The 21,433-nt window shown below is 71.5% G+C and carries 21 protein-coding genes and 1 riboswitch; of the genes, 12 read left to right on the top strand and 9 right to left on the bottom strand.

Annotated features, from left to right (window positions below; all coding sequences use genetic code 11):
- Positions 1 to 8 precede the first annotated feature (8 nt).
- Entirely contained in the window at positions 9 to 1,178 is a 1,170-nt protein-coding gene (locus DEJ46_RS24925) for an alpha/beta hydrolase family protein (RefSeq protein ID WP_150269801.1), read from the top strand.
- Between the two features lie 9 nt (positions 1,179 to 1,187).
- Complete coding sequence (locus DEJ46_RS24930) at positions 1,188 to 1,970, top strand: S16 family serine protease (protein ID WP_150269803.1); 783 nt, start codon at positions 1,188 to 1,190, stop codon at positions 1,968 to 1,970.
- On the opposite strand, the gene DEJ46_RS24935 is transcribed toward DEJ46_RS24930, so the two are convergent.
- The 4 genes from DEJ46_RS24935 to DEJ46_RS24950 form a co-directional block, all read right to left on the bottom strand.
- Positions 1,903 to 3,315 (bottom strand): MFS transporter, encoded by a 1,413-nt coding sequence (locus DEJ46_RS24935; protein ID WP_150269805.1) that lies wholly within the window; start codon positions 3,313 to 3,315, stop codon positions 1,903 to 1,905. The two genes, DEJ46_RS24930 and DEJ46_RS24935, sit on opposite strands and share 68 nt — an antisense overlap.
- The gene (locus tag DEJ46_RS24940; protein ID WP_150269807.1) at positions 3,312 to 3,506 is read right to left on the bottom strand and encodes a hypothetical protein; all 195 of its coding nucleotides are present in this window, start codon (positions 3,504 to 3,506) and stop codon (positions 3,312 to 3,314) included. Before DEJ46_RS24940 ends, DEJ46_RS24935 begins: the two co-directional genes overlap by 4 nt.
- Before the next feature lie 53 nt (positions 3,507 to 3,559).
- Positions 3,560 to 4,141 carry an ArsR/SmtB family transcription factor gene (locus tag DEJ46_RS24945; protein WP_150269809.1) on the bottom strand — a complete coding sequence of 194 codons (582 nt, stop codon included), beginning with the start codon at positions 4,139 to 4,141 and terminating at the stop codon, positions 3,560 to 3,562.
- A gap of 135 nt (positions 4,142 to 4,276) precedes the next feature.
- Positions 4,277 to 4,744: an Lrp/AsnC family transcriptional regulator gene (locus DEJ46_RS24950; protein ID WP_150269811.1), complete on the bottom strand. Its 468-nt coding sequence runs from the start codon at positions 4,742 to 4,744 to the stop codon at positions 4,277 to 4,279.
- A gap of 121 nt (positions 4,745 to 4,865) precedes the next feature.
- On the opposite strand from DEJ46_RS24950, the gene hppD reads away from it, so the two are divergent.
- Positions 4,866 to 6,011, top strand: a complete 1,146-nt coding sequence (gene hppD, locus DEJ46_RS24955; protein WP_150269813.1) for a 4-hydroxyphenylpyruvate dioxygenase — start codon at positions 4,866 to 4,868, stop codon at positions 6,009 to 6,011.
- Positions 6,012 to 6,127: 116 nt separating this feature from the next.
- Here hppD and DEJ46_RS24960 read toward each other — a convergent pair whose 3' ends face one another.
- Positions 6,128 to 7,711, bottom strand: a complete 1,584-nt coding sequence (locus DEJ46_RS24960) for a tetratricopeptide repeat protein (protein WP_223835066.1) — start codon at positions 7,709 to 7,711, stop codon at positions 6,128 to 6,130.
- Between the two features lie 98 nt (positions 7,712 to 7,809).
- Between DEJ46_RS24960 and DEJ46_RS24965 the strand changes: the two genes are divergently transcribed.
- Positions 7,810 to 9,177 carry an FAD-binding oxidoreductase gene (locus DEJ46_RS24965; protein WP_150269814.1) on the top strand — a complete coding sequence of 456 codons (1,368 nt, stop codon included), beginning with the start codon at positions 7,810 to 7,812 and terminating at the stop codon, positions 9,175 to 9,177.
- 35 nt (positions 9,178 to 9,212) lie between these two features.
- Here the strand turns inward: DEJ46_RS24965 and DEJ46_RS24970 are convergent, their stop codons facing one another.
- On the bottom strand, positions 9,213 to 9,704 hold the full coding sequence (locus DEJ46_RS24970; RefSeq protein ID WP_150269816.1) for an SsgA family sporulation/cell division regulator: 492 nt from the start codon (positions 9,702 to 9,704) through the stop codon (positions 9,213 to 9,215).
- A 328-nt stretch (positions 9,705 to 10,032) separates the two neighbouring features.
- On the opposite strand from DEJ46_RS24970, the gene DEJ46_RS24975 reads away from it, so the two are divergent.
- Together DEJ46_RS24975 and DEJ46_RS24980 are read left to right on the top strand one after the other, a co-directional pair.
- Complete coding sequence (locus tag DEJ46_RS24975; protein WP_150269818.1) at positions 10,033 to 11,547, top strand: RDD family protein; 1,515 nt, start codon at positions 10,033 to 10,035, stop codon at positions 11,545 to 11,547.
- 102 nt (positions 11,548 to 11,649) lie between these two features.
- A complete protein-coding gene (locus DEJ46_RS24980) occupies positions 11,650 to 12,408 on the top strand; it encodes an RDD family protein (protein ID WP_150269820.1) in 759 nt (252 codons plus the stop codon).
- A 35-nt stretch (positions 12,409 to 12,443) separates the two neighbouring features.
- On the opposite strand, the gene DEJ46_RS24985 is transcribed toward DEJ46_RS24980, so the two are convergent.
- Complete coding sequence (locus tag DEJ46_RS24985; protein ID WP_150269822.1) at positions 12,444 to 12,743, bottom strand: hypothetical protein; 300 nt, start codon at positions 12,741 to 12,743, stop codon at positions 12,444 to 12,446.
- 370 nt (positions 12,744 to 13,113) lie between these two features.
- Here DEJ46_RS24985 and DEJ46_RS24990 point away from each other — a divergent pair, with 370 nt between their 5' ends.
- Positions 13,114 to 15,522 carry an immune inhibitor A domain-containing protein gene (locus tag DEJ46_RS24990; RefSeq protein WP_150269824.1) on the top strand — a complete coding sequence of 803 codons (2,409 nt, stop codon included), beginning with the start codon at positions 13,114 to 13,116 and terminating at the stop codon, positions 15,520 to 15,522.
- A gap of 123 nt (positions 15,523 to 15,645) precedes the next feature.
- Positions 15,646 to 15,957, top strand: coding sequence for a hypothetical protein (locus DEJ46_RS24995; protein ID WP_024756391.1), 312 nt, complete (start codon positions 15,646 to 15,648; stop codon positions 15,955 to 15,957).
- Positions 15,958 to 15,992: 35 nt separating this feature from the next.
- On the opposite strand, the gene DEJ46_RS25000 is transcribed toward DEJ46_RS24995, so the two are convergent.
- Both DEJ46_RS25000 and DEJ46_RS25005 read right to left on the bottom strand, forming a co-directional pair.
- Positions 15,993 to 16,589 carry an isochorismatase family protein gene (locus DEJ46_RS25000; RefSeq protein WP_150269826.1) on the bottom strand — a complete coding sequence of 199 codons (597 nt, stop codon included), beginning with the start codon at positions 16,587 to 16,589 and terminating at the stop codon, positions 15,993 to 15,995.
- 88 nt (positions 16,590 to 16,677) lie between these two features.
- The gene (locus DEJ46_RS25005; RefSeq protein WP_150269827.1) at positions 16,678 to 18,006 is read right to left on the bottom strand and encodes a nicotinate phosphoribosyltransferase; all 1,329 of its coding nucleotides are present in this window, start codon (positions 18,004 to 18,006) and stop codon (positions 16,678 to 16,680) included.
- A gap of 101 nt (positions 18,007 to 18,107) precedes the next feature.
- Between DEJ46_RS25005 and clpS the strand changes: the two genes are divergently transcribed.
- From clpS to DEJ46_RS25025, 4 genes are all read left to right on the top strand, one after another.
- Positions 18,108 to 18,413, top strand: coding sequence for an ATP-dependent Clp protease adapter ClpS (gene clpS, locus DEJ46_RS25010; RefSeq protein WP_055643244.1), 306 nt, complete (start codon positions 18,108 to 18,110; stop codon positions 18,411 to 18,413).
- Positions 18,413 to 18,994 carry a DUF2017 domain-containing protein gene (locus DEJ46_RS25015; protein WP_150269829.1) on the top strand — a complete coding sequence of 194 codons (582 nt, stop codon included), beginning with the start codon at positions 18,413 to 18,415 and terminating at the stop codon, positions 18,992 to 18,994. The genes clpS and DEJ46_RS25015 overlap by 1 nt, the downstream gene beginning before the upstream one ends.
- Positions 18,995 to 19,313: 319 nt before the next feature.
- Positions 19,314 to 20,750 carry an amino acid permease gene (locus DEJ46_RS25020; RefSeq protein WP_150269831.1) on the top strand — a complete coding sequence of 479 codons (1,437 nt, stop codon included), beginning with the start codon at positions 19,314 to 19,316 and terminating at the stop codon, positions 20,748 to 20,750.
- 76 nt (positions 20,751 to 20,826) lie between these two features.
- Positions 20,827 to 21,252, top strand: a complete 426-nt coding sequence (locus DEJ46_RS25025) for a Mov34/MPN/PAD-1 family protein (protein WP_150269833.1) — start codon at positions 20,827 to 20,829, stop codon at positions 21,250 to 21,252.
- 42 nt (positions 21,253 to 21,294) lie between these two features.
- Positions 21,295 to 21,427, top strand: a riboswitch (cobalamin riboswitch).
- Positions 21,428 to 21,433 lie beyond the last annotated feature (6 nt).

Below are 21,433 nucleotides of genomic sequence, written 5' to 3' on the forward strand. Positions count from 1 at the left end.
TGCCGTGCATGACCCAGCACACCGCACCCGCCCGCCGCACCGTCGCCAAGGGCGCACTCCTCGCCGCAGCCGCCACCCTGCTCGGCCCCGCCGCCGCCGCCACCGCCACCGCCAGGGCCAGGGCCGCGGCACCGGCACCGGCCGCCCTCCGGCTGCCCGGGCCGACCGGCCCCCACCCCGCCGGCCTCCGCACCTTCGCGCTGACGGACACCTCCCGCAACGACCCCTGGGAGCCCGCCGCCGGCGTACGGGAGGTCATGATCAGCGTCCTGTACCCGGCCCGCACCGTCCGCGACCACCCGCGCGCCCCGCAGCTCACCCCCGCGGAGGCCAGGGAGTTCGCCGGCCTGGCGCCCCTGGTGCGCCCCGGGCTGCCGGCCGCCGGCGTCGACTGGGGCGCGGCCCTCACCCACGGGCACGTGGACGCCCCGGCCCTCCCGGGCCGCCGGCCGGTACTCGTGTACAGCCCCGGCGGCGGAGACTCCCGCACGCTCGGCACGACCCTCGCCGAGGACCTGGCGAGCCACGGCCGGATCGTCGTCCTCGTCGACCACCCCGGCGACGCGAGCCAGGTGGAGCTGCCCAGCGGGATGCGCTGGACCGTCCTGCGCGGGAATCCGGACCCGGCGACCTTCCGCACCATGATCGACACCCGGGTCGCGGACATCCGCTTCGTCCTCGACCGGCTCGGGAGCCTGCCCCTCGCCCCCGGCATGCCCGTCATGGACCTCCGCCGGATCGGTGTGTACGGACACTCCGCGGGCGGCACCGCCGCCGTGCACGCACTGGCCACCGACGACCGGCTCGCCGCGGGCGTGAACCTGGAGGGGTACCTCGACCTGGACCCGGACCTCGTGGAAGGCCTCGACCGGCCGCTCCTCATGTTCCGCACGGACGGATTCGAGGGCGCCGCACGCCTCGCACGCTCCTGGGCGGGCGTGCCGGCCCACCGCGTCCCGCTGCCCGGCAGCAACCACTGGGTGTTCGGCGACTACGCCTTCCTCGTGCCCCAGCTCCAGGCCGCCGGGCTCGTCACCGCGGCGGCGCGGGCCGCGCTCATCGGGCCGGCCGACCCGGCGGCGGCGGTCCACGCCGTGCGGCGCGGGACGCGGTCCTTCTTCGCCCGCCACCTGCCGGCCCCCGTGCCCCCGGCCCGGGGGAGGGACGCGTCCCGTTAGATTGGATGCGTGCTCTCCAGCCTTTCTCGTCACCGTGCCCTCGCGCTCTGCGCCCTGCCCGTCGCCGCGCTCTTCGCCGTCGTCGGGCTCGCGCCGCTGCCGTACGCGATCGCGCAGCCCGGCACGACCGCCGACGTGCTCGGCAAGGACAAGGGGCGCGAGGTCATCACGATCACCGGTGCCCCGGTCCGGCCGACCGAGGGGCAGCTGCGGATGACGACCATCCTCGCGACCGGGCCGTCCACCGAGGTCGACCTCGGCGACGTGGCCGACGCCTGGTTCCGCACCGACCGGGCCGTCCTGCCGCGCGAGTCGGTCTACCCGTCGGGGAAGTCCGACGCCGAGATCGAGAAGCGCAACCTCGGGCAGATGAAGCAGTCCCAGGACGCGGCGACCCTCGCCGCCCTGGACTACCTCGAGCTGGACCCCGAGGAGGTGAAGGTGACCCTGCACCTCGCCGACATCGGCGGACCCAGCGCCGGGCTCCTCTTCTCCCTCGGCATCGTCGACAAGCTCGACGACGGCGACCTCACCGGGGGCAAGGTCGTCGCCGGTACGGGAACGATCGACGCGGACGGCACGGTCGGCGCCGTCGGGGGCGTGTCTCTCAAGACCCAGGCCGCCGCGCGGGACGGGGCCACCGTCTTCCTCGTACCGAAGGCGGAGTGCTCCGACGCCCAGGCCGAGCAGCCGAAGGACCTCCGGCTCGTCCCCGTCACCGCGCTCAGCGACGCGGTCGCGTCCCTCCGGGCCCTGGAACAGGGGCAGGAGTCGAAGGTCCCGAGCTGCTGACGGATCCGCCGTCGGGTGTGCCCGCCGGGTGCGTGGCGGGCGGGGCAGGTGTGGCAGCTGCGGCCGGCGGGGCGGGCGGGGCGTCCATTCCCCGCCAGGCGGGGAAGACCAGCGGGGCGAGGGTCGTGAGGAAGTAGAGCGCACCGATCCCGAGCAGCGTCGGCGTCAGACCCACCCGCTCGACCAGGAAGCCGGCCGCCAGACCCCCGAGCGGGGTCGTGAGCAGCACCCCGGCCGTGCTCGCGCCCACGACCCTGCTGCGCAGCGCCTCCGGGACCTGCTCGTACATGACCGTCGTCAGGATCGGGTTGAGGACCCCGACGCCGAATCCGGCCGCCGCCAGCGTCACGAGCAGCGGCGCCGTGGTGTCGGTCAGCGCGGCCACCACGTACGGCGGGGCGCCGCCGACGAGGAACCCCGCCGCGAACACGGCCCGGCGGGGGAGCCGCACCCCGACGGCCCCGTACAGCAGCGCCCCGACGAGCGCGCAGCCGGCGAAGACCGAGACCAGCAGGCCCTGCGCGGCCGGACCGCCCAGCTCCTCCCGGGCGTGGACCGGCAGCAGCACCGAACTCCAGCTCTGGCTCAGGCCGTTGGTGACCATCACCATGACCATGATGCCGAGCATGAGCCGGGCCCGGAACAGATAGGCGTACCCCTCGCGCAGGTCGGCCCGGTAGCGGGCGGGGGAGAGCCGGGGCCCGTCGCGCATCGGCTCCGCCGAGGGCACCCCGCGCAGGCCGGCCGTGACGAGCAGCGCGGAGAGGCCGAAGGTGGCCGCGTCGAGGAGCAGGACCGTGTCGGCGCCCAGGAAGGCGACGAGCAGACCGGCGAGGGCGGCGCCCGCCATCCGCGCACCGCGGGCCACGGCGTCGTACAGGCTCGCCACCCGGGGGAGCGCCGTCCCGGCCCGCTGTGCGAGGTCGGGGACGAGGACGTGCCGGGCCGTCTCACCCGGCGCGTGGCACAGGCCGGTGACCGCCATCAGCGCGCAGAGCATCCAGAACTCCAGGACGCCGAGGCGGTGCAGCAGCGGGATCGTGGCGAGCGAGAGCCCGCAGACCAGGTCGGAGGCGATGCTGACCCGGCGGCGGCCCAGGCGGTCGATGAGCGGTCCGCCGGCGAGCGTGGAGAGGAGGACGGGGAGGGCGGCGCAGAAGGCGACGAACCCCGCTTTGCCGGGGCTTCCCGTGGTGTCGAGCGCGAACCAGGGGACGCCGATGAGGGTGAGTGAATTGCCCGTGATCGACACGGCGTTGGCGGTGAGGACGGTGGCCAGTGGGCCTCGGGCGTGCTTCGCCGCGGCGGTGCCGGCGGCGGTCTCGTTTCCCCCCGGGGCGGTCATGCGGCCAAGGTGACCGGCCGGTTCGCCGGGGTGGCCATCCGCAGGCCCAACTCGACGAGCATCCAACCCAGTTGGATGCGTAGGGGTGTGGTGGGGGCCTGCTCGGCGGCCTGCCGGCGGAAGGCCGCCGCCGCGTGCCGCAGCTCGGTCGCGGCCAGGGTGTGCAGCTGCAGGTGGATGTCGGCGTGCATGGTGCGGGTTCCTTCCATGGGAGTGGAGGCGCGCGCGCCTGTGGCGCGGCGGTTCAGTCCTCTTGCTGCGGGAACGCGTGCAGATGCACCCGCACGCGCTCGGCGCCCGGGGCGTCCGTGTCGGCGGTGTCGCGGTAGCTGTCGATCAGCTCGTGGACCTTCCCGGTCAGCTCGCGCAGCTTCTCGACCGGCAGTCGCAGGGTGAAGTCGCTCATGTCCGAGGCGCCGTGCCAGTCCTCGTGCCAGTCCTGCCGGGTGCCGAGGTAGGTGTTCAGCTCCTGCGTGTGGATGCTCGCCACCTCGTACAGGAAGACCTCGAGGGCGCCCTGGACCTCGGGGTCCGGGTTCTTGTGGAGCGTCTCGTCCACGGACGTCCCCTGCTGGGCCGCCTTCCACCACCGCTCCCGGCCCTTGCCGCGCGTCGGGTCGTCCTCGACGAAGCCCACGGCCGCGAGCTGGCGCAGGTGGTAGCTGGTCGCGCCGCTGGACTCGCCGAGCCGCTCGGCCAACTGGGAGGCGGTGGCGGGCCCGTAGCGACGGAGGGCGCGCAGCAGCTGGATGCGCAGCGGGTGGGCGAGACCGCGCAGGGAGCGCGGGTCCAGGGTGCGGCTCAGGTGCTTCTCGGGCTCGGGCATGGCCCAAGCCTAGAGTTGCAAAGAAGAGGTTGCAAGGGTTTCTTTGCATCCTCTTCTTTGCAGAGGATCTTTTGCAGCAACTTCTTTGCAGCGACTTCGCGTACGTGCCCCGTTCGCCGCCCTCCGCCCTCCGCTCTACTCCTGCGCCGCCTGCTCCACGAGCGGGATGATCCGCAGCGGCACCGGGTTCTCCATCACGATCGCCGTCGACGCCCGCACGATCCCCTCGAAGCCCACCACCCTGTCGATCACCCGCTGGAGGTCGGCGTTGGAGCGGGCGACCAGCCGGCAGAGCATGTCGCCGTGGCCCGTCGTCGTGTGGAGTTCGAGCACCTCCGGCACCGTCGCCAGGTGCCCCCGCACGTCCGCCCCCTGGCCCTGCTTGATCTCCAGCGTCGCGAAGGCCGTCACCGGATAGCCCAGCGCCGCCGGGTCCACCTGCGGGCCGAAACCGCAGATCACCCCGCTCGCCTGAAGCCGGTCGAGGCGCGCCTGCACCGTCCCGCGCGCCACCCCGAGACGCCGCGAGGCCTCCAGGACCCCTATGCGCGGCTCGCGCGCGAGAAGCGTGATCAGCCGGCCGTCCAAATGATCGATCGCCACAACGGTCTCCCCGTGGTCAGGATGTACAAGTCGCACGGCCATACTCGCGCGTCGCTGTACAGATTGACCAGCAGAACAACAAACTCTTGCGCACCTTGCCGAACGGCGGGACATTGCTGCCATGACTGAGACCATCGATCACACCCCCTCCACCGCGCGTAAGGCCGATCCCTTCCCGGTCAAGGGAATGGACGCGGTCGTCTTCGCCGTCGGCAACGCCAAGCAGGCCGCGCACTACTACTCCACGGCCTTCGGCATGAAGCTGGTCGCCTACTCCGGACCGGAGAACGGCAGCCGCGAGACCGCCAGTTACGTCCTCACCAACGGCGCCGCCCGTTTCGTGTTCACCTCCGTCATCAAGGCCTCGACCGACCGGGGCCGCTTCCTCGCCGACCACGTCGCCGAGCACGGTGACGGCGTCGTCGACCTGGCGATCGAGGTGCCGGACGCCCGTGCCGCGTACGCCTACGCCGTCGAGCACGGCGCCACCGGCCTCACCGAGCCGTACGAGCTGAAGGACGAGAACGGCACCGTCGTCCTCGCCGCCATCGCCACCTACGGCAAGACCCGCCACACCCTCGTCGAGCGCTCCGGCTACGACGGCCCGTACCTGCCGGGCTTCGTCTCCGCGAACCCGATCGTCGAGCCGCCGGCCAAGCGCACCTTCCAGGCCATCGACCACTGCGTCGGCAACGTCGAGCTCGGCAAGATGAACGACTGGGTCGGCTTCTACAACAAGGTCATGGGCTTCACGAACATGAAGGAGTTCGTGGGCGACGACATCGCGACCGAGTACTCGGCACTGATGTCGAAGGTCGTCGCGGACGGCACCCTCAAGGTGAAGTTCCCGATCAACGAGCCGGCGATCGCGAAGAAGAAGTCGCAGATCGACGAGTACCTGGAGTTCTACGGCGGCGCCGGCGTCCAGCACATCGCCCTCGCCACCAACGACATCGTCGCCACCGTGCGCGCGATGCGGGCCGCGGGCGTCGCCTTCCTCGACACCCCCGACTCGTACTACGACACCCTCGGCGAGTGGGCGGGCGAGACCCGCGTGCCCGTCGAGACCCTGCGCGAGCTGAAGATCCTCGTCGACCGCGACGAGGACGGCTACCTGCTGCAGATCTTCACCAAGCCGGTGCAGGACCGCCCGACCGTCTTCTTCGAGATGATCGAGCGCCACGGCTCGATGGGCTTCGGCAAGGGCAACTTCAAGGCCCTGTTCGAGGCGATCGAGCGGGAGCAGGAGAAGCGCGGCAACCTCTAGTCGCCGCCACCGCCGTGCGGGAGGGTTCCGGGGCTCCGGCTCCGGGACCCTCCCGCATGTGCTCCCGGCCCATACGGGGGGTGGGCCGGGAGCACCTCCGACGGCGCGCGCCCGCGCTACTCGCGTGCCGCGCCCGAGGCCGCCGGGCCGGGACCCGCCGCCGCTGAGCCCGCCACCTCCGCCGTCCCGGGCGCCCCCGCCGTCCCAGGGGCCTTCGCGTCGCCGCCGCCGTCGGCAGCCGTCGCGCCCTCCGCCGCTTCCCTCGGCCCCGCCGCCTCTTCCGCCTTCGGTCCCTCCGCCTTCGGTCCCTCCGCCTTCGCGGATTGCGCGGGCGGCTCCGGGCGGAGTTCCTTCGGGAGCTCGTCGGGCAGTTCGCCCAGGGCCGTCAGGGCCTGCTCCGCCCGCCGGGCGTGCAGCGGGGAGAACTCCGGGTTGATCCGCAGCGCCTCCGCCAGATGACGGCGGGCCGGGCCGGTCTGCTCCAGCGCCCGCTCGATCTCGCCCAGGTGGTACGTGAAGAGCGCGCTCCGCAGCCCCTCGTCCGTGGCCCGCTTCGCGTACCCGAGCGCCTCCTTCGGCTCCCCGGCCCGGTACAGCGCCCACCCCAGCGCGTCCGCCACCGCCACCGAGCGGTGCCCGCGCGCCCACTCCGCCCGCAGCCGCGTGACCGCCGCCTCCGGTGTGCCGTGGTCCGCCTCCAGCAGCCCCAGAGCCACCTCGCCCCGCACCCACGTGCCGCTCCGCAGCCGCTCGTACAGCGCCCGCGCCTCCCCCTCCAGGCCCACCGCCTCGTACAGCTCGCCCGCCTCCAGGAGGTACTCCGGCAGCGGCAGCCGGGCCAGCGCCGCCCGCCAGTCGCGCAGCGCCTCGTCCGTACGGCCCAGGCCCGCGAGCGCCCGCGCACGCCCCGCAAGCGACGGCCCGTGGTCCCGTACGAGCCGCAGCGCCGAGCCGTACCGGGCGAGCGCCTCCGCCGCCTCGCCCCGCTCCCACGCCAGGTCCCCGAGCCGCCCCAGCGACGCCGCCTTCTCCGCGTCCGTCTCCGCCAGCGCCGCCGCGTCCAGGGCCGCCGCGTCGGCGTCCTCGCGCCAGCCCCGGTTCCGGTACGCCTGCGCGGCCCGCGCGCGCACGACCGCGCCCGCGTGCAGCTCCTCCAGCTTCTCCGCCGCCTTCCGGGCGGCCTCGTAGTCGCCGAGGCCGTTGTACGCGTCGATCAGGACCGGGTACGCGGGCCAGCGCCCCGGCTCCGCCTTCCGCACCCGCTCGCCCCACTCCTTGGCGGACTTCCAGTCGCCGCGCGCCCCCGCGAGCGCCCCGAGCCCCAGCTGCGCGTCCACGTTGCCCCGGGCGGCGGGCCGTTCGGCCAGGGACCGCTTCAGCGCCCGCTCGGCCCTCGGGTAGTCCCGTACGTCCCCGATCCGCGTCCCGCGCTCCGTGTACGCCGCGCCGAGCGCCGCCCAGGACGCGTCGTCCTCGGGGTGGTCCCGCAGCCACTTCTCCCGGTCGGTGATCAGCGCGGCCAGGTCCGGCAGCGCGGCCTGCGCGCCGGCGTGCGCCGCGATCGTCGCCCGCTCCGCCGGACCGGGCGGGGGCGGCGGCCCCTGGCCGACGAACTCGGGGACATACAGCAGGGCCGTCGCGGCGAGGACCGCGCCCACGCCCGCCGCAAGGACCGTCCTCGACACGTTCTGGGTCTTCATGGCGCTCACTGTGCGCCCGTACGCGCCTGTACGAAGAGCACACGAAGCGCCCGCTCCGGCGGGTTCACACCGATGGCCCCGGGTGCCACGCTGGATGCATGGACGATCTTCTGACGCGGCTGCGCGCCGGGCTGCCCGCCGAGGCGCTCCTCACCGACCCGGACGTCACGGCCTCCTACTCCCGCGACATGGCGAGCTTCTGCGCGGCCGGCACCCCCGCGGTCGTCGTGCTCCCGCGCACCGTCGAACAGGTCCGGCACGTCATGCGGACCGCCACCGAACTCCGTGTCCCCGTCGTCCCCCAGGGAGCCCGCACGGGCCTGTCCGGCGGCGCCAACGCCTCCGAGGGCTGCATCGTGCTCTCCCTGGTCAAGATGGACCGCATCCTGGAGATCAACCCGGTCGACCGGATCGCCGTCGTCGAACCGGGTGTCGTCAACGCAGTGCTGTCACGGGCCGTCGCCGAACACGGCCTGTATTACCCGCCGGACCCCTCCAGCTGGGAGACGTGCACCATCGGCGGGAACATCGGCACCGCCTCCGGAGGTCTGTGTTGCGTCAAGTACGGCGTCACCGCCGAGTACGTCCTCGGCCTCGACGTCGTCCTCGCCGACGGCCGGCTCCTGACCACCGGCCGCCGCACCGCCAAGGGCGTCGCCGGATATGACCTGACCAGGCTCTTCGTCGGCTCCGAGGGCAGCCTCGGCATCGTCGTCGGGGCCGTGCTCGCGCTCAGGCCGCAGCCCCCGGCGCAGCTCGCGCTCGCCGCCGAGTTCCCCTCCACGGCCGCCGCCTGCGAGGCCGTCTGCGCGATCATGGAGCGCGGCCACACCCCGTCGCTGCTCGAACTCATGGACCGCACCACCGTCCAGGCCGTCAACCGGCTGGCACACATGGGGCTGCCCGACACCACCGAGGCGCTCCTCCTGTGTGCCTTCGACACCCCGGACCCGGCCGCCGATCTGGCCGCCGTCGGGGAGCTGTGCACGGCCGCGGGCGCCACCGAGGTCGTCCCGGCCGCGGACACGGCCGAGTCCGAACTCCTCCTCCAGGCACGCCGGCTCTCCCTCACGGCCCTGGAGACGATCAAGTCCGCGACGATGATCGACGACGTGTGCGTGCCGCGGACGAAGCTGGCCGCGATGCTCGACGGCACGTCGGCGATCGCGGAGAAATATGACCTGACCATCGGCGTCTGCGTGCACGCGGGGGACGGCAACACCCACCCCGTCGTCTGCTTCGACCATGCCGACGAGGACGAGTCGCGGCGCGCGCGGGAGTCCTTCGACGAGATCATGGCGCTCGGGCTCGCCCTCGGCGGCACGATCACCGGCGAGCACGGCGTGGGCGTCCTCAAGAAGGAATGGCTGGCCAGGGAGTTGGGCCCGGTCGGCCTCGAACTCCAGCGCGGGATCAAGCACACCTTCGACCCGCTGGGGCTGCTCAACCCCGGAAAGCTCTTCTGAGACCTCCGGTACGAGCGTCAGGTACGGCACGCGGCTCACAGCTCGCCGTCCTGCGACTCGTCCGACGGCCACGGGTCGCGCAGCCACAGCTCGTCGGTGATCACGGTGGTCGCCAGGAGCTCGGCGAGCCCGTCGTCCATGCCGAGCCGCTCGGACTCGGTGCCCGGCGGCACCGCGCGCAGGGTCCGCTCCAGCCAGGCGGACACCTGCGCGGACGGGGCTTCGAGCAGGGCGTCGCCGTCGGGGGAGGAGAGCGCCATCAGGACGACGTTGCGGCCCTCGACCTTCGTCGGCCAGATGCGGACGTCGCCGTGGCCGCACGCCCGGAAGACGCCCTCGACGAGCAGCTCGCGCGCGAAGGTCCAGTTGACCGGGTGGTCCGAGCCGACGTGGAAGGTGATGTGGACGGCGTACGGGTCGTCGGTGCGGTAGGCGAGCCGGGCCGGGACGGGAATGGCGCGCTCGGGGGAGAGCACCAGCTTGAGCTCCAGCTCGCGCTCGACGGTGGTGTTGTCGGTGTTCTGCATGGTCGTACGTCCTCTCGTGGAGGCCCCGGACGGGCCTTCACCAGGAGAGAGCGGGGTCCACGCCGTTCATTACGCGACTTCGGGAAGTTTTTTCGGAAAGTTTTTGAGAGACCCGGAAAGGCGGGCGCGGAGCACCGCGGACCCCGGAGGCATCGGCCCGAACATCACCATGAGTGATCGATTCCGGTCTCTGTCGCCCGAAGGCGGTCTTTCTCGTGGGCTCTTTCTTCCCTCGGGGACGTTCTTCGTTACTGTCCTCCTTGGGCGCGGCATGCCCGGGGGAGCGGCCGTGGGATCAAAGGCGTTGTGACTGAACGGAGTCGGGGCAGTGGCTACTCCTCCTGGAGGCGGCGGAGAGGTACCGCAGGCGGGGTACTACCCGGACCCGTCCATTCCCGGATACATCCGGTACTGGAACGGGGGCGCCTGGGTACCCGGTACGAGCCGGCCGGCCCCCAAGGACGGTGAGGGCACGCCGAACCCGCCCGCCGGGGCGATCCCCGCGGGCCCGATCCTGGCCTCCGGCCCCGCGCCGGCACCTGTGGTCGCGCAGTACCCGGCCGCGCAGAACCCGGCGGCGGCGCAGAACCTCGCGCCGGCCCAGAGCCAGGCCCCCGCACCGAGCCCGGCGCGGAACCCTGCCCAAGGCCCGGCGCAGATCGCGGCACAGAACCACGGGCACAGCCAGGCGCTGGCCCCTGCGCCCGTCCCTGCGGCCCTGCCCGCGGCCCCCGTGCCGGCGGTCGAGGAGACGGGACCCGTCTTCTTCGACGACTTCGAGGAGGAGCCGGTGACGCCGGAGCCCTCCTCGGCCTGGCAGGCGGACACCGCCCGCCAGACCGGCTTCGGAGGCGAACGCGACCAGAAGGTCGCCTGGGGCGCGCCCCAGGAGCAGCAGCCCGAGCCCCCGGCCCGGCCCCAGCCGCAGCGGCGGGCCCCCGCCGTCCCCGACCCGAGGACCCCGGCCGAGTGGCCCGTCGCGGGCGCGAGCGAGCCGGCCGAGCCCCACGCGGTCGCCCCCGCCCCCGCCCCGGCGGCGGACCCCCGGTCGACCGGGGGAGCCGCGCGTCTCGGCGGAATGCCCGTCACCCCCGCGCCCGCTCCCGTCCCGCAGTCGGCCCCCGAGCCCGCGGCCCCCGCTCCCGCCCCCGTACCCTCCACGCCCTCCTGGGCACAGCAGCCGCAGGCTCGGCCGCAGCAGCAGGTCCAGCCGCGACCCCAGCCGCAGCCGCAGCCGCAGCCGCAGTCCCAGTCCCAGTCCCAGCCCCAGGAACAGCAGCAGCAGGAGCAGCAGCCGCCGGTCCTGCCGTGGAAGCCGCCGGTCGAGGACGTGTTCCAGCAGGCGGCCCGCGCCCAGGCAGCCGCCCGCCCCGCGGGTCTCGGCAGGCGCCTGCTGGCGCGGTTGATCGACACCGTCGTCCTGGGCGCCCTCGTCGGCGCCGCGGGCTTCCCCTTCGTGACCGCCGCTCTCGACCACATCGACGGCAAGATCGAGGCGGCCAAGCAGTCCGGTACGACCGTCCAGGTCTGGCTCCTGGACGCGACGACCTCCGTGCAGTTCGGCATCGCGCTCGCCTCGTTCTTCGTCATCGGCGTCCTGTACGAGGCGCTGCCCACCGCCAAGTGGGGGCGGACCCTGGGCAAGAAGCTGTGCGGGATCGAGGTGCGGGACATCGAGGCGCACCAGCCGCCGCGGTTCGGCGCGGCCCTGCGGCGCTGGCTCGTCTACAGCGTCCTCGGGCTCCTGGTCATCGGCGTCCTCAACGTCCTGTGGTGCCTCTTCGACCGCCCCTGGCGGCAGTGCTGGCACGACAAGGCGGCCCGCACCTTCGTCGCCCGCTAACCGGTGTCCGGCGGATCGAGGCCGGCCCGATCACGCCGGGGCCGTCCCCCGAACGGGCGTTGATTTCGTGCGGGGTGGCCGCCCCCGGGATGCACTGCCCCCATGAGCACCGATCAGCCGCCGCCCGGCCAGCCGCCCGAGGAGGACCCGTTCCTCAAGAGGCCACAGGAGCCCGCACCGCCCTCCGCCGGCCAGCCGCCGCCTGACGGGACGCCCCCGCCCGGGCAACCCCCGGGCGGGCAGCCGCCCGGCGGGCAGCCCCCGCCCGGGCCTCCGCCGGGGAGCCCCTACGGTCCCTCGTCCGGTTCTCCGTACGACAACATGCCCCCGCCCCCGCCCCCGTACGGGGGTTACGGCGGTGGCTACGGCGGGACCGATCCGCTCTCCGGGATGCCGCCGCTCGCCGAGACCGGCCGTCGCATCCTGGCCCGGCTGATCGACTGGGTGATCGTCACGGTGCCGCTGGCGATCATCGGCATCCCGTTCGACATCTACGAGCGGGCGACCCGGGACGGCAACGACTTCGGTGACACCGTCAACAGCCTCAACGGCGGCAGTCAGCTGGTCTTCCAGCTCATCACGATCGTCGCGTACGTCGCCTACGACACGGTGCTGACGGCCAAGAACGGCCAGACGATCGGCAAGAAGCTGATGAAGCTCCGGACCGCGATGCTCAACGACGGCTCGACGCCCCCGATGAGCCAGTCGCTGCTGCGGGCCATCGTGCTGTGGCTGCCCGCGCTGGTCTGCTGCGCCTGCCTGTGGCCGCTGCTCATCCTCATCCTCATCCTGGTCGACAAGCCCTACAAGCAGGGCCTCCACGACAAGGCGGCGAAGACGGTGGTCGTCACCGCCCAGTAGACGACCGTCGGGTAGACCGACCGCTCAGCAGAGCTTCACGAACCGATCCGGGTATCGGCGCCCGCGCCCACGCGCGCGGCCGGTACCCGGATCTCTTCGTTCCCGACGGGCGAAGAAGCGGGGGGAGCGGCGGGAACCTGCGCCGCGGAGGTCTTGACGGACCTCGCCCGTACCGGCATCGTCACCGCCACGAGAACGCCGAGCAGCAGGCCCGCGGCACAGATCACCGCGATCCCGAAGGTCGTCGTCGTACGGGAGAGCAACAGCAGGGCGACGGTCGCGAGGACGACGGTGGCCGAACCGTAGGCGAGTTGTGCGGCGTTCGGTCGCTGCATGACAGGTACCGCCCCCTCAGGACATCGGTTCGACTCTATGACGGTGGATGCCCGGAGGGAACCAGCGGTAAGCGTGACCTAACCCACCGTGCCGGTGCACGGGGGGCGCACGGAGTCACGCGATCCGCCCGAGGCCCGCCGTGATGCGCCTGCCGGCCGGCCGGACGGGCAGGTCGGGTGTGAGCGAGGCCCATCGGGTGTCCGATTATCGGAATTCCGCACCCGCATAGTGCAGTTGGTATGTGCAAGTCAAGATCTGTCTTTTCTGGCGCCACTCCGGTCAAATGTCGTCACTTGTGACGCGCGACCCCGCAGGACGGACACCCCACCTTCGGTCCGGGTGCGTGGGCGCCGGGGAGGACTACATCAAGTGACCAACAGACGACGGGCGATCAGAGCGTCCGCAGTCGTCGTGGCGCTCGCGGCCACCGCCGCGACCGCCTCGACCTTCTCCACCGCTTGGGCCGACAGCGACGGCAAGGTGTCGCCGGCCGGCATCCAGACCGTCGACAAGACGACGGTCGACCACGACCTCGAGGGGCCGTACAGCAAGGAGCAGGAGCAGCAGCGCAAGGCCGCCCTGGAGCAGGTGCTGAACGGCGAGGCCAAGGTCGAGCGCCGCGGGGGCTCGCAGGTCGTCAAGCTCGACAGCAAGAAGTACGTCGAGCTCGGCCGCGAGAAGACCGACAAGATCTTCACGATCCTCGTCGAGTTCGGCGACAAGGTGGACAACACCACCCTCGTCGACCGCGAGGACGACGACACGGACGAGCTCAAGCCGATGTACGGCGGCGAGCCCGGTCCGCTGCACAACCGCATAGCCAAGCCGGACCGTGCGAACGACAACTCCACGGCCTGGCAGGCGGATTACAACCGGCAGCACTTCCAGGACCTGTACTTCGGTACCGGCAAGGACGCCAAGGGCAAGCCGAAGCAGTCCCTGAAGACCTACTACGAGAAGACCTCGTCCGGCCGTTACTCGGTCGACGGTGCGGTCTCCGACTGGGTCAAGGTCGACTACAACGAGGCCCGTTACGGCTCGAACTACTGCGGCGACACCAACTGCCCCAACGTCTGGGACACCGTCCGTGACGGCGTCACCGCGTGGGCGGCCGGCCAGAAGGCCCAGGGCAAGACCGACGCCCAGATCAAGGCCGACCTGGCGCAGTACGACCAGTGGGACCGCTACGACTTCGACGCCGACGGCAACTTCAACGAGCCCGACGGCTACATCGACCACTTCCAGATCGTCCACGCGGGCGAGGACGAGTCGGCCGGTGGCGGCGCCGAGGGCACCAACGCGCTGTGGGCCCACCGCTGGTACGCGTACGGCACCAACGCCGGCAAGACCGGCCCGGCGAACAACAAGTCCGGCGGTACGCAGATCGGCGACACCGGCATCTGGGTCGGCGACTACACGATGCAGCCGGAGAACGGCGGCCTCGGCGTCTTCGCGCACGAGTACGGCCACGACCTCGGTCTGCCGGACCACTACGACACCTCGGGCGGCGAGAACTCGACCGGGTTCTGGACCCTGATGTCGTCCGGTTCCTGGCTCGGCCAGGGCAAGGACGCCATCGGCGACCTCCCCGGCGACATGACCTCCTGGGACAAGCTCCAGCTCGGCTGGCTGAACTACGCCAAGGTCAACGACTGGCAGCGTGGCACCAAGACCACCCACAAGCTGGGCGTCTCGGAGTACAACACCAAGAACCCGCAGGCGCTCGTCGTCGAGCTGCCGAAGAAGTCGGTTCCCACCGAGGTCGTGGCCCCCGCCGAGGGTGCCACCCAGTGGTGGAGCAACATGGGTGACGACCTCAAGAACACCCTGACCCGCCCGGTCGACCTGACCGGCAAGTCCTCGGCCTCCCTGGAGCTCCAGGGCTGGTGGGACATCGAGAAGGGTTACGACTTCCTCTACGCCGAGGCCTCGACCGACGGCGGCGCCAACTGGACCGTCCTCGACGGCACGGCCGACGGTGTGGCGCTCCCGCGCGACGCCGCCGGTTCCCCGTCGCTGACGGACGTCTCCGGTGCGCACAAGAAGCTCGTCTACAGCCTCGACGCCTTCGCGGGCAAGAAGTTCGACCTCCGCTTCCGTTACCAGACGGACGGCGGCGCGGGCGGCAAGGGCTTCACCGCCGACGCCATCACCCTCGCCGCGGACGGTGCCACCGTCTTCTCGGACAACGCCGAGAACGGTGACAACGGCTGGGTCTCGAAGGGCTTCTCGCGGATCGCGAAGGGCTTCAGCAAGGACTACGAGCAGTACTACATCGCGGAGAACCGCCAGTACGTCTCGTACGACTCGACCCTCAAGGTCGGCCCGTACAACTTCGGGTTCACGGGCGAGAAGGCCGGCTGGGTCGAGCACTACCCGTACCAGAACGGTCTGCTCATCTGGAAGTGGGACCTGTCCCAGAAGGACAACAACACCTCCAAGCACCCGGGCGTGGGTCGTATCCTCCCGATCGACGCGCACCCGAGCCCGCTGAAGTGGTCCGACGGCACGCTGATGCGCAACCGCGTCCAGTCGTACGACGCCCCCTTCAGCCTCTCCCGCACGGACGGCTTCCAGCTGCACAAGGCGGGCGTGGGCACCTGGGTTCCGTCGCAGGCCGGTAACCCGGTCTTCGACGACCGCAAGGGCACCTACTGGTACCCCGAGACCGAGCGTGCCGGTGTCAAGGTAACTGACACCAACACCAAGATTCAGGTCGTCAAGGAGCCGAAGGATGGCCAGACGATCACGGTCCAGGTTGGTCCGTCGACCAAGTAGTCGGTAAAACCGCAGGTCAAACCATGATCGGCCGTCGCCCCCTAGCGGGCGGCGGCCGATCGTGTTTAGGTGCGTCTGACCGCAGTTCTTATTGACATCCGATCCACGGGGGAGTGGTTCCGCATGCCCAACGGAGGGTTCTGCAAGCTGCCGGGCGGCAGCGTGGTCGTCGCGATAGGGCTGCCCAGCCCGGCCCGCGACGGGGCCTCGGTCCGCTTCCTCGTCCACGCCGCCAACCGCGCCCGCGCCCTGACCCGGCTGCGGAACCTCGGTCTGCGCGCGGTCTACCTCCGCGGCAACAGCGAGCCGCCCACCCCGGACGAGATCACGGCCGTCCTGCACCACCCCGACGGCCTGCTCTGGAGATCCGCGCCCGGCGCCGCCCAGGAACTCTGGCACCCGGTCCGCACGCTCCCGAAGGAGCCCGCGGCGTAGCTCCGCGAGGGGCCTGCAGACCACCCAGGGGCTTCTCAGACCACCGGCTCGCCGGTCAGCTCCACGCCCGCCGTCGCGAGCTCCTCCAGGGCCTTCGCCGTCGTCGCCTTCGCGACCCCGGCCGTCAGGTCGAGCAGCACATGGGTCCGGAAGCCCTCCCGCGCCGCGTCCAGGGCCGTCGCCCGGACGCAGTGGTCGGTGGCGATGCCCACCACGTCGACCTCGGTGACGTCCCGCTCCCGCAGCCACTCCGCGAGCGTCCGCCCGTTCTCGTCGAGCCCCTCGAAGCCGCTGTACGCCGCGTCGTAGGCGCCCTTGTCGAAGACGGAGTCGATCGCCCCGCTGGCGACGGCGGGCGCGAAGTTCGGGTGGAAGCCGACGCCCTCCGTACCGGCCACGCAGTGCACCGGCCAGGAGGTGACGTAGTCCGGATCCTCGCCCTCCGGGGCGAAGTGCGCGCCCGGATCGACGTGGTGGTCGCGGGTGGCCACCACGTACCGGTAGGAGGTGCCCGCCGTCTGGCCGACCAGGTCGGTGATGGCGGCGGCGACGTCCGCGCCGCCCGTCACCGCGAGGCTGCCGCCCTCGCAGAAGTCGTTCTGAACGTCCACAACGATCAATGCGCGGTGCATGGCGGGTGTCCTTAGCGCGTCGGATGGGGGTGGGTTCGAGCCTAGAGACTTCCCCCTCCCTAGGGGAGAGGGCGTCCCCGCGTTGTGCCTACGCGTACTCCGTCGGCAGCACCGGCTCGCCGCGCGAGAGCTGGATCGCCGACATCGGCAGCCCGGCGCGGGCCGCGATGTGCCGGGCCCTGGCGGCCTCCAGCGGCTCCCGGGCCACGACCTCGCCGCCCTTGACCAGCTCGACCAGGAGCTGGTGGTCGACGAGCTCCGGCGGGACGGGGCCCGTGCCCACGACCTCGGTCTCGGCGACCCCGTGAGCGTCGGGCCGCCGCGCCGCCCACTTGCGGCCGCCGACCGAGGCCTTGCCGCCCACGGACTTCTTCGCGACCGGCACCAGGGGTGCCTTGGGGTCGGCCGAGCGGGCCCGGGCGACCAGCTTGTAGACCATGGAGCAGGTCGGGTGGCCGCTGCCGGTGACCAGTTGCGTCCCCACTCCGTACGCGTCGACCGGGGCCGCCGCGAGCGAGGCGATGGCGTACTCGTCGAGGTCCGAGGTGACGACGATCTTCGTGTCCCGCGCACCCAGCTCGTCGAGCTGCTGCCGTACGCGGTGGGCGACGAGCAGCAGGTCGCCCGAGTCGATGCGGACCGCTCCGAGCTCGGGCCCCGCCACCTCCACGGCGGTGCGGACGGCCTCGGCCACGTCGTACGTGTCGACGAGCAGGGTCGTGCCCCGGCCCAGGCTCTCGACCTGCGCCCGGAAGGCGTCCCGCTCGCTGTCGTGGAGCAGGGTGAAGGCGTGGGCGGAGGTCCCGACGGTCGGGATGCCGTAGCGGAAGCCGGCCGCGAGGTCCGAGGTGGCCTCGAAGCCGCCGACGTACGCGGCGCGGGAGGCGGCGACGGCCGCCAGCTCGTGGGTGCGCCGGGCGCCCATCTCGATCAGGCGGCGCCCGCCGGCCGCGGCCGACATGCGGGAGGCGGCGGCGGCGATGGCCGAGTCGTGGTTGAGGATCGAGAGGATCACGGTCTCCAGGAGCACGCACTCCGCGAAGGAGCCCTCCACCCGCAGGACGGGCGATCCGGGGAAGTACACCTCGCCCTCGGGGTATCCCCAGATGTCGCCGGAGAAGCGGTATCCGGCCAGCCATGCGAGGGTCGGCTCGTCGACGATGCCGCGCTCGCGCAGGAAGCCGAGGACGGCGGGGTCGAAGCGGAAGTTCTCGACGGCGTCCAGGACCCGGCCGACGCCCGCGAGGACGCCGTAGCGGCGCCCCTCGGGCAGCCGCCGGGTGAAGACCTCGAAGACCGAGTGGCGGTCGGCGGTGCCGGCCCGGAGGGCCGCCTGGAGCATGGTCAGCTCGTACTGATCGGTGAAGAGCGCGGTCGACGGCACGTCCACCGGCAGCCCAAGGTCCGCAGCGTTCATGTCAGCGATGCTAGCGCAGAAATCGTCAGAGTGACGAATAGGGGGTCGGTATGGGTGACCTGTTTGTGCGATGGGCCCTCCGGGGTGGCAGCATGGGGTGAGTGAGCGTCGCGCCTATTGAGATCGAACGTACGGAATCGGCCGAGGAGGTCTCCGCGGTCGTCGAACCCGACGTGCCCTGGGTGACCCTCGTGCACAACGATCCGGTCAACCTGATGAGCTATGTGACCTACGTCTTCCAGTCGTACTTCGGTTACTCCAAGGACAAGGCGCACAAGCTGATGCTCGACGTGCACGAGAAGGGGAAGGCCGTCGTCTCCGCCGGCACCCGCGAGGAGATGGAACGGGACGTGCAGGCGATGCACGGCTACGGCCTCTGGGCGACCCTCTCCCAGGACCGCTTCTGATGGCCGGCCGTTTCGACAACCTGCCCGGCGGCGGCGCGGCCATCGCGCTCGACGAGGTCGAGATCTCCATCCTCCGCTCCCTGGCCGTCCAGCTGATGGAGCTGATCGGCCCCGGCGACGAGCCCGCGCCCGATGCCGACCCGCTGGCCGCCCTCTTCGCCGAGGGCCCGAGCGAGCCCCCCTCCGACCCCGCCCTCCGGCGGCTCTTCCCCGACGCGTACGGGGACGAGAGCGAGGAGCTGCGGGCCTCGGCCGCGGACTTCCGCCGCTACACCGAGAACGACCTGCGGGCCCGCAAGCGCGAGGACGCCCTCGTGGTCGTCCGTGGCCTGGACGCGCTCGCCGGCGAGTCGGCGGGCGAGGCCGGCGCCGTCCTGAAGCTGACCGCCGACGAGTCCCGGGCCTGGCTCGGGGCGCTCAACGACCTCCGGCTGACGATCGGGACCCGTCTGGAGGTCAAGGACGAGGAGAGCGAGCAGCTGTACCGGCTGCCGGACTCCGACCCGCGCAAGCCGATGGTGATGGCGTACCTCTGGCTGGGGGCGCTCCAGGAGTCCCTCGTCGAGACCCTGATGCCGTAGCACCCTCGGGCGCACGGTGTTCGCTCAGCGGACGCTCAAATCCGGATAACGAATGCGTTATCAGAGCGTCCGCCTTTACTCTGCCGAGCCCCTTTTGTTCGCCTTTTCGTGTGGCGTGGGCCACACACGCCCCCGTCGATCAGCCCCCGCAGCGTGATAAATCTTCACGACCGCTCGGGGACGCCACCCATGTCCCCGAGGGCGCTTCGGCCGGCTGACCGCCGGTGGCACTCCATTCCACATCCGGGGGGATCAGGACCTGATCCGCAGCAGACTCACTCGCAGTCGCGCGGATCAGCATGGAGAAAGGCGCACCACCATGACCTCAGTGCAGGTCGACAAGCAGCACGACGGCGACGAGGCCGCGGACACCGTTTCGGGCGAGGGTTATCACCGGGCACTCGGTGCACGCCAGATCCAGATGATCGCGATCGGTGGTGCCATCGGCACCGGCCTGTTCCTCGGCGCGGGCAAGGGCATCTCCATCGCGGGGCCGAGCCTGATCCTCGCGTACGCCGCCGCGGGACTCGTCATCTTCTTCATCATGCGGGCGCTCGGCGAGCTCCTCATGTACCGCCCGGTCTCGGGCTCCTTCTCGGAGTACGCCCGCGAGTTCATGGGCCCCTTCGCGGGCTTCGTGACCGGCTGGACGTACTGGCTCTTCTGGGTCGTCACCGGCATCACCGAGGTCACCGCCGCGGCCACCTACATGACCTACTGGTGGGACATCCCGCAGTGGCTCTCGGCCCTGGTCTTCACGGTCATCCTCTACGGCGCCAACCTGATCTCGGTGAAGCTCTTCGGTGAGCTCGAGTTCTGGTTCTCCATGGTCAAGGTCACCGCGATCATCGGCATGATCCTCATCTGCGCCGGCATCCTCACCATCGGCTTCTCCGACGCGGGCGACACCGCCTCCGTCACCCACCTGTGGGACCTCGGCGGCTTCTTCGCCGGCAAGGACGGCATCTACTCCACCCTGATGACCCTCCAGATGGTCATGTTCGCCTTCCTCGCCGTCGAGCTCGTCGGTGTCACCGCCGGCGAGTCGAAGGACCCGAAGACCGTCCTGCCCAAGGCCATCAACACCGTGCCGTGGCGCATCGCCGTCTTCTACGTCGGCGCGCTCATCATGATCCTGTCGGTCGTCCCGTGGACCGAGTTCAAGCCGGGGGTCTCCCCGTTCGTCGCGGCCTTCGAGAAGATGGGCCTCGGCGTCGGTGCCGCCATCGTCAACTTCGTCGTCCTGACGGCCGCGCTCTCCTCCTGTAACTCGGGCATGTACTCCACCGGCCGCATGCTGCGCGACCTCGCGCTCAACGGCCAGGGCCCGAAGGTCTTCACGAAGCTGACCCGCTCCGGCACCCCGCTGATCGGCACCACGTTCTCGGCCGCGCTGATGATGGTCGGCGTCTGGATCAACTACCAGTGGCCCGGTGAGGCGTTCAACTACGTCGTCTCCTTCGCGACCATCTCCGGCATGTGGGCCTGGATCGCCATCCTGATCTGCCACATCCGCTACCGCACCAGGGCCGACCGCGGCGAGCTGCCCGAGTCGTCCTTCAAGGCGCCCGGCGGCATCTGGCTCAGCGCCTTCGCCCTGGCCTTCCTCGCGCTGGTCATCGTGACCATGGCCATGGACGCGGGCAACCGCGTCGCGCTGTACGGAGCGCCGGCCTGGGGCCTGCTCCTCGCCGTCGCCTACCTGGTCCTGAAGGCCCGCAACCCCGAGGGTGCCGCCTTCGCCAAGCGCTCCTGAACTGCCAGGTCTCAGCATCCGGGCCGTTCCGTACCACTCCTCGGTACGGAACGGCCCGTCTGCTTATCCTGTCGGCATGCTGACCATCACCCGGGCCCTGTACGACCAGATCGTGGAGCACTCCCGAGCGGACCACCCCGACGAGGCCTGCGGCGTGGTCGCGGGCCCGGCCGGCAGCGGCCGCCCCGAGCGCTTCATCCCCATGCTGAACGCCGCCCGCTCGCCCACCTTCTACGAGTTCGACTCCGCGGACCTGCTCAAGCTCTACCGCGACATGGACGACCGGGACGAGGAGCCCGTCATCGTCTACCACTCGCACACCGCGACCGAGGCCTACCCGTCCCGCACGGACATCTCGTACGCGAACGAGCCCCAGGCCCACTACGTCCTCGTCTCCACCGCCGACACCGACGACGCGGGCCCCTTCCAGTTCCGCTCCTTCACCATCGTCGAGGGCGTCGTGACCGAAGAGGACGTCGAGATCGTCGAGGCCTACGCGTAGGGGGTGTCCTGCCGATCAGGCCGGGCTCCCCGTCCCGGGCCGAGTAGGAGAGACTGTCCGGGACCAACGGGCGGCAGGAACCAGGAAGCCGGTGCGAATCCGGTGCGGTCCCGCCACTGTGACCGCCTCCTCGGGAGGCGGGAGCCAGGAACTGACCTGCCGCCTCTCACCACCGATCGGG

The sequence above is a fragment of the Streptomyces venezuelae genome, assembly GCF_008642375.1.
Taxonomy (GTDB): Bacteria; Actinomycetota; Actinomycetes; order Streptomycetales; family Streptomycetaceae; genus Streptomyces; species Streptomyces venezuelae_G.

Excerpts from the sequence above, each read along its gene's own strand:
- DEJ46_RS24925 (WP_150269801.1), top strand. The coding sequence starts at position 9 with ATGACCCAGCACACCGCACCCGCCCGCCGCACCGTCGCCAAGGGCGCA.
- DEJ46_RS24935 (WP_150269805.1), bottom strand. The coding sequence starts at position 3,315 with ATGACCGCCCCGGGGGGAAACGAGACCGCCGCCGGCACCGCCGCGGCG.
- DEJ46_RS24940 (WP_150269807.1), bottom strand. The coding sequence starts at position 3,506 with ATGCACGCCGACATCCACCTGCAGCTGCACACCCTGGCCGCGACCGAG.
- DEJ46_RS24945 (WP_150269809.1), bottom strand. The coding sequence starts at position 4,141 with ATGCCCGAGCCCGAGAAGCACCTGAGCCGCACCCTGGACCCGCGCTCC.
- hppD (WP_150269813.1), top strand. The coding sequence starts at position 4,866 with ATGACTGAGACCATCGATCACACCCCCTCCACCGCGCGTAAGGCCGAT.
- DEJ46_RS24960 (WP_223835066.1), bottom strand. The coding sequence starts at position 7,711 with ATGAAGACCCAGAACGTGTCGAGGACGGTCCTTGCGGCGGGCGTGGGC.
- DEJ46_RS24965 (WP_150269814.1), top strand. The coding sequence starts at position 7,810 with ATGGACGATCTTCTGACGCGGCTGCGCGCCGGGCTGCCCGCCGAGGCG.
- DEJ46_RS24970 (WP_150269816.1), bottom strand. The coding sequence starts at position 9,704 with ATGCAGAACACCGACAACACCACCGTCGAGCGCGAGCTGGAGCTCAAG.
- DEJ46_RS24980 (WP_150269820.1), top strand. The coding sequence starts at position 11,650 with ATGAGCACCGATCAGCCGCCGCCCGGCCAGCCGCCCGAGGAGGACCCG.
- DEJ46_RS24985 (WP_150269822.1), bottom strand. The coding sequence starts at position 12,743 with ATGCAGCGACCGAACGCCGCACAACTCGCCTACGGTTCGGCCACCGTC.
- DEJ46_RS24995 (WP_024756391.1), top strand. The coding sequence starts at position 15,646 with ATGCCCAACGGAGGGTTCTGCAAGCTGCCGGGCGGCAGCGTGGTCGTC.
- DEJ46_RS25000 (WP_150269826.1), bottom strand. The coding sequence starts at position 16,589 with ATGCACCGCGCATTGATCGTTGTGGACGTTCAGAACGACTTCTGCGAG.
- DEJ46_RS25005 (WP_150269827.1), bottom strand. The coding sequence starts at position 18,006 with ATGAACGCTGCGGACCTTGGGCTGCCGGTGGACGTGCCGTCGACCGCG.
- DEJ46_RS25015 (WP_150269829.1), top strand. The coding sequence starts at position 18,413 with ATGGCCGGCCGTTTCGACAACCTGCCCGGCGGCGGCGCGGCCATCGCG.
- DEJ46_RS25020 (WP_150269831.1), top strand. The coding sequence starts at position 19,314 with ATGACCTCAGTGCAGGTCGACAAGCAGCACGACGGCGACGAGGCCGCG.
- DEJ46_RS25025 (WP_150269833.1), top strand. The coding sequence starts at position 20,827 with ATGCTGACCATCACCCGGGCCCTGTACGACCAGATCGTGGAGCACTCC.